The 9587-nt window shown below is 41.1% G+C and carries 7 protein-coding genes; 3 read left to right on the forward strand and 4 right to left on the reverse strand.

Annotated elements, in window-relative coordinates:
• Positions 1–266 precede the first annotated feature (266 nt).
• Together KL866_RS10830 and KL866_RS10835 are read right to left on the reverse strand one after the other, a co-directional pair.
• The gene (locus tag KL866_RS10830; protein WP_214995013.1) at positions 267–1265 is read right to left on the reverse strand and encodes a 2-dehydropantoate 2-reductase; all 999 of its coding nucleotides are present in this window, start codon (positions 1263–1265) and stop codon (positions 267–269) included.
• A gap of 34 nt (positions 1266–1299) precedes the next feature.
• Positions 1300–2487 carry a phytanoyl-CoA dioxygenase family protein gene (locus tag KL866_RS10835; protein WP_214995002.1) on the reverse strand — a complete coding sequence of 396 codons (1188 nt, stop codon included), beginning with the start codon at positions 2485–2487 and terminating at the stop codon, positions 1300–1302.
• A gap of 110 nt (positions 2488–2597) precedes the next feature.
• Here KL866_RS10835 and KL866_RS10840 point away from each other — a divergent pair, with 110 nt between their 5' ends.
• Both KL866_RS10840 and KL866_RS10845 read left to right on the forward strand, forming a co-directional pair.
• The gene (locus KL866_RS10840; protein ID WP_214995004.1) at positions 2598–3257 is read left to right on the forward strand and encodes a TetR/AcrR family transcriptional regulator; all 660 of its coding nucleotides are present in this window, start codon (positions 2598–2600) and stop codon (positions 3255–3257) included.
• Positions 3258–3361: 104 nt separating this feature from the next.
• On the forward strand, positions 3362–4522 hold the full coding sequence (locus KL866_RS10845) for a patatin family protein (protein WP_214995005.1): 1161 nt from the start codon (positions 3362–3364) through the stop codon (positions 4520–4522).
• A 96-nt stretch (positions 4523–4618) separates the two neighbouring features.
• Here KL866_RS10845 and KL866_RS10850 read toward each other — a convergent pair whose 3' ends face one another.
• Complete coding sequence (locus KL866_RS10850) at positions 4619–5269, reverse strand: HAD family phosphatase (protein ID WP_214995007.1); 651 nt, start codon at positions 5267–5269, stop codon at positions 4619–4621.
• Positions 5270–5462: 193 nt separating this feature from the next.
• Here KL866_RS10850 and KL866_RS10855 point away from each other — a divergent pair, with 193 nt between their 5' ends.
• A complete protein-coding gene (locus KL866_RS10855) occupies positions 5463–5897 on the forward strand; it encodes a hypothetical protein (protein ID WP_214995009.1) in 435 nt (144 codons plus the stop codon).
• 303 nt (positions 5898–6200) lie between these two features.
• Here the strand turns inward: KL866_RS10855 and KL866_RS10860 are convergent, their stop codons facing one another.
• Positions 6201–9086 (reverse strand): TonB-dependent receptor, encoded by a 2886-nt coding sequence (locus KL866_RS10860; protein WP_214995011.1) that lies wholly within the window; start codon positions 9084–9086, stop codon positions 6201–6203.
• Positions 9087–9587 lie beyond the last annotated feature (501 nt).

The raw sequence follows: 9587 nt of genomic DNA on the forward strand, positions 1-9587 counted from the left end.
GGTCTCGTAAGACTCTTGCTTAGCGTCTACCTTAGAAGCCAACGCAGCCGAGGAGAAAAGTAACGCAAAGAAGGCACTCGATATAAGGCACAAAGAAAAACGATATTGGTAAAGCAAAACACACTACGTATAACGGAAATTTGTGCGTAGGATATATACTTTAGTATAAGGATCAAGAGCACTGACACAAAAGTGACATAAAAATGAAATATTTAATGATTACTTAGCAATATAGCGCTCTTCTATATAAAGGCTATCTGTCTTCTTTAATTGTTTAATAGCGCGTTTGCTGGTAAGTGAGGACTTCCTTTCTGCGCCTGCTCACTTTGTTTTATTAGCTCAACAATGTGGTTATTTACTGGAGTAGCTATATGATGTTTTTTGCCTAACCTGACTATCTCACCGTTTAAGTAATCTATTTCAGTACGCCTTCCTAATACCAAATCTTCATACATGGAAGAACGTGCTTCGGGGTCGATTTTAAGGGTCGATGCTGCAACCATATTGAATAGAAAATTAGGCAGCTTCATAATTTTTGGCATGAGTTTGGGAATAACCTTTCCAGTTCTTGCTGGAGTAACCCCTTCGGCATTTAACACTATCAGCGCCTCGGACAGTACTTTTGCCATTACCAGTCTGTATTGCCTACTGCCTAGCTGTGATTTTAACGGAATACCAGAAAGCGCATTGACCGCGTTGTTCAAGTTCATAATAAGCTTGCCATACTGTACAGCGGCCATATCACTGTAAACAGTCACCGGCAGCGAAGCGTTTTCAAGTGCCTTAATTAACTTTGTACAGTGATTATTCGGGTCTTCAAGGGCTATGTTGCCCTCTGTACCACAATGAAAGTGCCCCTTCCCTTTGTAAAAAACGTTGAAAGGCACCATGCCTGCAACTACCACCTGCGATAGAGCTTGTCTAAGAACGTGTGCATTACTCACACCATTTTGTAAGCTTACAAGGGTACAATCTTCCCTTGCGAGCTTTTTGATAATAGAAGCTGAAGATATCGTGTCCTGGCTTTTTACGCAGAGTAAAATAACATCAGCCTTGCTAAGTACATCGTTATCAGTAGTGTAAGTGACTTGCTGCGTTGTGAGTTTATCTTTACGACCAAGATAGTTAGTAACCGTTATTCCGCTTGCTTCAACGTCTTTCTTTAAACGTTCGCGCCCGAAAAAAGTAACATCAACGCCAGCAGTAATAAGGCAACCACCGACATAACATCCAATACTTCCAGCTCCGAATACAACAACTTTCATTGACGCTACGTTACTTGTCATAAAAATACTCTTATTAAATGCTCAAATCGAATAGGTTGTAGTTTTTAATTTTCTCATTCACTGATTTACAGTAAGAGAAAGATTGGTTCATTTCTAGAAAAGGTTTATAAATAAACCCAACTTCTTCGGGATAGGCTATTTTTCTCGCTTCAAGTGCATAACCTAGTAACTCGGTTCTTTTCGCAATATGTTCACTATCAAATACAAGCGAGGCACAGTGTATACCTGCCCCTTCAACATTTAATACAGAAGAGCGCTTGTGAAAACCGAAATTCACCGTAACTCTAGGTTCAAAGCCTGTGTTGGCAAACGAGCCATGAACAAGTTGCCGATTGCAAATAATAACGTCACCGGGGTTACTCACTATTGGAATTGCACCTTTCAAGCGTTCGCTGCCAGCTTCTTCAACCATTTTTTTAATAGATAACTTTCCTTCTTTATGGGTTCCCGGCACTACCCAAACGCCATTTACAGCGGTACTTCCATACAATTGAAGCATAAAATTGAAGCCATGAATATTTTGGTCAAATTTGTCGCTATCCCAATGTGTATCTCCATCTTGATGCCACGATACAGCCGCGCCTATTCCTGGCTCTTTTATAAAAAGGCTTTCGTGGAATGGAGCAAAGTCACAACCATTTATACTCTCTGCAACACCTAATAGTGACGGGTGTGCATAGGCCCTTAAACAGGCTTCTGAATATTCAAGTGAGCCAAGTACAATAAATACAGACTCTTCAGGCGCATCCTCACTTGCTTTTGGCTCGAAAAGTTTTACCTGATGACGCCCATTTGCTATCGGTGTACCACCTAATGGATCGCCCAATGGTTTGGACCAAATTAATCTAGGTCCTATCGCGTCTGCGTCTATTGCCTTCTCGCCTAGTTCGGTAGTTTTAGAACCATTATAAGAGGGAAACTGGGTCTTTAGCCGATTAACGTCCCTTTCTAAATCTTCAAGCTCTTCTGAAGAAATAACATTTTCAAAGATGTAAAAACCATACTTGTTATAGTCCTCAATGATTTTTTCAGACAATTTTCCCTTTTCGTCAAATTCGATTTTTCCTCGGTTGGGCAGTGCCAACGCTTTTTTCTCTCCTTCCAGCAAATACTCTTTCATAACCAAAGCCTCTGAGCCGTAATGTGATGCACAAGCCTCTATAGATTTACTTGCATCGATATAGCCATTTTTAAACTTCATTTTACACTCTCCACACTTTTTATTAACAATAAAACTTTATGATCAATAAAAAGTGTGGTCAATCTATTTTTTTGTTGTGTTATTATCACTCTATGAAATAAGGGGAGTTCATGACGATGCAAATGGCAAGAGGTAGCCGCACACGTACGGCTAATATGAATAAGCGCAGGCAGTCTATACTCAAATGTGCAGGCGAAATAATAGCTTCAGAAGGAATAAGTGCGCTGACTATGGGTAGACTCGCGCAAGGTGCGGGCGTAACTATACCTACGGTGCATAATCTTTTCGGTAAAAAGCATGATATCTATGAGCATCTTGTACTTGAAATGATTCAGAAAGTTGAGCAAGCACTGAGCACCCTTGAGGTTTCTGATCCTATTTCGGCCGCCGAAACATTTGTGGACAAAATGCATGAGGTATTCAGAGAGGACGAGACCCTATACAAGGCTGCTTTTATCGCTGGTGAGAACACCAAGATTTTCGATCAGAAACTTCCAGGTGGGATCTTTCAAACTTCCCTTAATGTATGTCGTGATATTTGTGAAACCGCGCTAGAAAAAGGATATCTGTTAGGTCGAATAAATAGCGAATTATTAGCGTTTCATATTTTTTCAAGCCAACGTTTAGCGCGTCAAGACTGGGTGAATGGCTACATTACTTTGCCGGAATACAGGCGACAGGTACTTCAAGGTATTTTTATCACTTTCTTGTCAGATACGACTGACTCGTACAAAGATAAACTTCACGAGAAACTTTCGACCTTAGTTTAGATTTCCGATTACACTGATTCATTTTTTACAATTTAAATGATGGGATGATCTCTCTACAATTAGACCAAGTAGTCAACTTATATATGGTCAAATAGAGGGTCATCATGTTCCGTCAACAACCTGCGTCAACTAATACTCGTAACGCTGAAAATTCTGCCAATAGCAAAGTTGCTTTAGTTGCGGAAGGTGGCGGTCAACGCGGTATTTTTACAGCAGGTGTACTTGATACTTGGTTAGATGCAGGACATGACCCCTTCGATATCCTTATCGGAACGTCGGCAGGCTCGCAAAATTTAACAAGCTTTGTAGCGCGCCAAAAAGGCTATGCGAAACGCCTTATTCGCGGCTTAACTCGAAATAAGCGTTTCTTTCAGATGGGCCGCGGTTTAATGGGTAAGCATATTGTTGATTTAGATTGGTACTTTGATAAAACACAAGAAGCGAACCGTTTACTCGACTTAGAAACGGCTAAGAGTAATGTGGCAGATAGAGAAATACTGTTTACGGCTACGAACTCAAGAGACAGAAAGGCTTATTTTCTTAACCCAATGAAAAGCCAGAATAACTGGGTTGAATTGATTAAAGCATCAAGTGCGCTGCCTTTGTTATACAAACAAGGCGTGCCGCTTCACACTGAAATTGAGCCCAAACCGGCTGCTAATACCGATTTCTACTTAGACGGTGGTTTAGCTGCACCTTTGCCTGTAACCGAGGCTTATAACCGTGGCGCAACTAAAATCGTAGTGATCAGAACCGTTGACCAAGGTTTTCAAGCGCAATCACCTTGGTTACAAAAGCTAAGCGCAGTGATGTGTGCAACGGGTACTTGCCCAAAAACTATCGACTATTTGCTGCAACACGAACATGCGTACCAAAAAGAACTAGCGTTTATCGAAAATCCACCTGAAGGGGTTGAGGTAATTCAAATTTTTGCACCTAACAAACTTCAAAGTAAGCTGTTAGGCAGCACAGATGCGCAGCTTCGTCATGATTACAACTTGGGCAAAAAGGCGGGTATTGCTTTTCTAGAAGCAGAAAATACATTGCAAGCCCAATGTGGTAATGAGGCCGAAAACGGTGCTATAGACAGTGAAATGAGTCCTCAGAAAGCGACTCGCAGCGATAACATTCTTTTAGCGAAGAGCGTTGAAGAGGCCAAAGGTAAACAAGCGAAGGCAAAGCGACCTTTGTTTACACTGCCTTTCCCAGCGCGCTTTAAACAGAATATAAATACGCAGAAGGAAGATAAGCGGATGTCAGCATAGTTGACCCTACCCTCTTAAATTAGTGAACAGCCAAACTATGAGATTTCAAAGGTAGCTTGGCTGTAATTTTTATACTCAGCTTAGCGTTGCTAGTTGCTAACTGTATTGGGGTAGCGTTGCTACCCAGCTCTCAAGATTTTCGTAAACGCCCGCTGCTTTAGAAAAATCATGATTAACCGACAAGGGAGTGGGAATTGCCACAGTTTTAATTCCTGCGCTAACAGCAGCTTGCAGTCCAAATTCGGTATCTTCAACTGCCATGACTTCATGTGATGCCAACTGCATTTGGGAAAGGGCTGCTAAATAACAATCGGGTGAAGGTTTACCTTTAACTACGTCATCAGAAGAAACGATACACTCGACAATATCCCCAAAGCCATAAAAAGACACTGTCTTTTCAACCGCTAAACGGGCGCCGCCCGTTACTATTGCTACGCGCAAGTTATGAGATTTACAGAAAAAAAGAGCTTCCTTCGCTCCATGCATTAAGGGAAATGCCTGGCGCTGTAAAAACTGAAGTGTCAGCGCCCTTCTCTTTTTAAAGAGTTCTTGGGGCGTTAAAGCAAGCGAAAAATCTCGAATGATATCGCTCGCATTGTTCATTACTGAGATACCAGCCATACGCGTGTGGTAATAATCAAATGTCAGTGCTTTGCCCATATCCGCAAGCATGGCTTTCCATAACTCGAAATGCGTTATTTCAGAGTCGATAAGTGTACCGTCGTGGTCGAAGAAAATGGCTTTCATGGCAACCGATGTGAGACTAGCTTAAATAGCATGGATAAATACCCTAGTGTATAAATGTTAACGGGTTTCACAGCTCGCGAAAGCGTAAACGATTGATACATATGAAAAATAATTACGGTTAAAAACTAGCCACCTTGACAGCCAATGGAAAAGTATTTATAAAACGCTTTTTCACTATTTCATCAAGTAAATCATGTCAGAATTATCAACACCTGTAAAACAAACCGAAGCGCACACACTTATTGAAGGCCTATTGAAATCTAGCGATCCAACTGCCGAGCTAGATAAAATTTCTGAAGAGTACAACATCGCAAATTGGGGGCAAACCAATGCTGTTTCTGCCGACCTTTATGATGCCGTACGCGACTTACTTGGCAAAGGTGTAGTGACAGGTAACGACCTTGTTGCAGGCAAAGACACCATGGACCCAATTGTACATAAAGTACAAGCGGAAACAGAAAAGCTTATCGCTAATCCAAGCGAAGCAGATGCTGACCGTGTTCAAACCTTTGTACTTGGCTTCCTACGCACTTTTGTAAGCCAACTACTTCACCCTGGTACTAAGAAAGCGATTTACGCGAAAAAGCTTCCTGATCTAATTAAAGTTCACCAGCAGATTGCGAAGTAATCTGTCAAAAGGACGATTGCTATTGCAGTATATCTGCGCTTAAGAATTTAAATCGCTTCTATGTTTATAGAAAAAAGCCCGCTTAGGAATAAGTCTAACTTTACGATTTCGCTTCATTATAGGCGATGCGGGCTTTTAATATTATTTTCCGTCATCCGTAGATGGCTGCACCTCATGTATTTCAGCGCTAGTGTTTCTGTTAAGTAAGTTAGCCGGAGAGTATAACCGCACGATTAACCGATTTTTGGATGATTAAGCTTAGATCAAAGGGCCCCTAAATAAATAGGGACCAAATATTGATAATTAGAAGCTTGCTCGTATCCCCGCTGCGTATCGAGGGCCACTCGATTCTAAAGATAAAAACTGCGAATCATAACGACCGTGTTGTCTTGTAAAAGAGTCGGTTAAGTTTATACCTTCAATAAATACCTGTACGTCTTCGGTAATATTGTATGCCACCCTCGCGTCCACTTGGTAATACTGCTCAGTAAACCACGGCTCTACCCCTTGCAGACGGGTAAAAAATTCCTCGCGATTGTTGTATGCAATTCTAGCCTCAAATTTTGTATCATCATAGAAAAGTACGATGTTTTGAGAATCCCCCAACCCTGGCAGCGCAATATTGTTGTCAATAACATTGACGTCGAACTCGGCATCAGCGCTAACAAAGGTTAGATTTGCGGAAAAACCAACGTATTTTAAGAGCCCAGGTAGAGATTCGAAGGTATGTTGATAACCAATTTCAAAGCCATCAACACTGTTTTTCTCAAGATTACGCGGGCGAGTAATATCAAAATAAATGGTATTACCGTCAATATTGCTTCTATCTTCGGTTATGAGGTCTAAACTATTGGGCTCTTTTAATGTGATAGGCTCCCGTGCTTTGCCACTAACTATAAATCCATCTATATCTTTGCGAAAATATCCCACAGTCAAATAACTACTTTCACCGTAATACCATTCAACCGATGCGTCATAGTTATCTGCAACAAAAGGACTTAAATCGGGATTACCCGCTGTTGCTTCTAAACTCGACAGGCGTACTTGTTGCGGAAAGGCTGGCGCTGGGTTTAAAAGCGTCATATCTGGGCGAGTAAGTGTTTTTGAGTATGCCAAACGAACTACAAGCTCGTCAGTGACGTCAAGCTTAGCATTAATACTGGGCAGCACTTTGCTGTATTCAGCACTTGCTGTTACTTCTTCTGGCTCACCTAGCGTGCTTATTAACACATCATCAGTATTGCCAGCAGGTGCTAAGTTATTAAAAACTCGATTTGCCCCGGTCGAATCAACTTTTGTGTCGGTGTAACGCAAGCCCGCATTAACCGTTAGCGGCATAGAAGACAGCTCAAGTTCAAACATAGCATTTGCATAGGCAGAAAAAATGTCTTCATTTACTTTATATGAGCGTGAAGGGTCGATTACTGCGTCGTAACTAAGGAACTCAGCAGCAGATGTACCCTGCGCTAAACCGTTTAATTCATCTCGTAATGCTAGCGTTGCAGGATCTGAGTAATATGCCATAATTTCCTCAGGATCAAAAAACACAGAGTCATTAGCAAAATCGCCATTCGCAGCGCTCAAAAAGTCTTTGCGGTTTACCGAAGTAAAAAGTGATGCCGGCAGTGGTACTCGGCCTAAAAGGTAAAACTGGGGATCAGGAGAACGCATGTTGATACGCGTTTTTTCTTGCGATGAGGCAATTACCCCAAAATTTAGCTGAGTAAAATGCTCAAAATCTGGTTGCCATATAAAATCAGATTTTATCTCATTAATATTATCTTCAAATGTAAAACCTTCCCGTTGAGCGAACCAAGAGGCCTGATCATTAACATCTGCAACAGTTAACGGATCTCCAAGTATGTAGTCAAATTGATTCACTAAACCATCGCCATTTAAGTCAACCGTTGATGGGGTAAAATTAAAGTTAGTCTCAAGGGGAGCGTCTGTACCTTGACTATTATCGATTCTCTGGAGTTTGTCGCTGGAACGAACAACTACATAATAATCTTTACCGGCTGCCGGATTTTCTGACTCTGACAAAGATACATCAAAATTAGCCGTGAGTTCATCACTTATAAACCATTCTAAATTTGCCCCAAACTGTAACGCCGAGGCAGGACGGTTGCGCGCTTGAAAGACATTCATCGGCCCTTCGATCATGTCGTAACGCGTGACAACGTTGTTCTCGTCCACAACCATATTATGAATATCATTCTTATTCCGGTGAGAAATTCTTGATATGGCTTGGGTTTGGATATCAAAATCAATGTACATACCATCAAAGGTGAGCGTCATGTCATCAGAAACTAGAAACTGTACTGTGCCTGTGTATCCAGTGCGCGTTCTATCTTCCTCTGTGCGCATAAAGTTATGTTGTCTTTGGTATACATAAGTTCCTACACCATTACCCTGATCATCGGCAAAACGCCATAAATCATCTTCCGTTATCACCCAAGGGTCAAAACGCTGAGAGTCTGGTGACCACGAAGTAATCGACGAGTCTAATGTCGCATTACGCTCTTGGTGTGAAACAGACAACAACACGCCCACTTTATCATCTGCAAACGTATTGCTTATAAATCCAAATAGGTTTGGTGTAAGTTCTTCTGATTTATCTTCATAAGACCCTTTTGCACTGACAACCGCTTTGAATTTACCAATATCTAGCGGGCGCTGCGTTTTCAGATTTATTGTTGAGCCAATTCCACCTTCTTGTAGAGCTACGCTTGAGGTCTTAAAAACGTCGACGCTGCCAATGAGTTCAGCTGAAAGTAAATCGAAGTTGAACGCTCGCCCCTCAGCATCAGAAGCCATTCGCCGACCATTGATTAGGACCGTATTAAATTGAGGCCCAAATCCACGCACTGTAATTTGCTGGCCTTCTCCACCACTACGATCAATAGATACACCAGAAATACGTTGGAGTGATTCCGCCACATTTGCATCCGGAAACTTACCTATGTCCTCGGCAACAATACTATCTTGAATAAAATTGCTGTTCTTTTTAAGGTCAGCAACAGCAGTTAAACTTTGCCTGATGCCACTCACAGAAATAACTTCAACCTCTTGAGTGTTAGCCTCTTCGTGATGGCGAGTAGTGTCACTTGTGGCAACCTGAGCATTTGCAACTGTACTTAAAACAGCGAGTACAGATGCAGCGATTTTACTCTTTTTGTGATTAAACATGTTGTGTCTCTCAAAACTTGGCGTCTAAAAAATAGAAATCTTTCCTTTCTCATTCGAAATGACCTCAAGCTCAGTGCCTTCAAGCAACAATCTAGCGCTTCGCTAGATGTGTACTTATCGGATACCAAATTAGCTTCTACATTTTCAATATCACTTATTGTCAACGTAAAAATCACATCCGCTTGTACTACAAATTTAATTAACGATAAGAAAGCCGTTTGTTTTGGAAATATTGAAAATTAGTCGATCATAATTCTTAGCTAAAATCACTTTATCAACGAAAAGAGATAAGAAAAAATGAATAAAACAAAACTATCAATTTCATTCCATTTATTGAGCACAAATTTCCTCTGCGCTGGCTTTAAAGACGAACCAAGTTTAATTTTCCTCTAATTAAAAAATTGGATTAGCAATAAATGACTACGCTCACGTTTACCCCAACATTTTCAATCAACTGATTTAAAAGAATATATTTCACAAACACACACACCGTAATATTTT

Source organism: Alteromonas sp. ALT199 (assembly GCF_018619335.1).
GTDB lineage: Bacteria > Pseudomonadota > Gammaproteobacteria > Enterobacterales > Alteromonadaceae > Alteromonas.

Bases quoted from the DNA above. Each gene is read 5' to 3' on its own strand.
- KL866_RS10830 (WP_214995013.1), bottom strand. From the start codon at position 1,265: ATGAAAGTTGTTGTATTCGGAGCTGGAAGTATTGGATGTTATGTCGGT.
- KL866_RS10835 (WP_214995002.1), bottom strand. From the start codon at position 2,487: ATGAAGTTTAAAAATGGCTATATCGATGCAAGTAAATCTATAGAGGCT.
- KL866_RS10840 (WP_214995004.1), top strand. From the start codon at position 2,598: ATGACGATGCAAATGGCAAGAGGTAGCCGCACACGTACGGCTAATATG.
- KL866_RS10845 (WP_214995005.1), top strand. From the start codon at position 3,362: ATGTTCCGTCAACAACCTGCGTCAACTAATACTCGTAACGCTGAAAAT.
- KL866_RS10850 (WP_214995007.1), bottom strand. From the start codon at position 5,269: ATGAAAGCCATTTTCTTCGACCACGACGGTACACTTATCGACTCTGAA.
- KL866_RS10855 (WP_214995009.1), top strand. From the start codon at position 5,463: ATGTCAGAATTATCAACACCTGTAAAACAAACCGAAGCGCACACACTT.
- KL866_RS10860 (WP_214995011.1), bottom strand. From the start codon at position 9,086: ATGTTTAATCACAAAAAGAGTAAAATCGCTGCATCTGTACTCGCTGTT.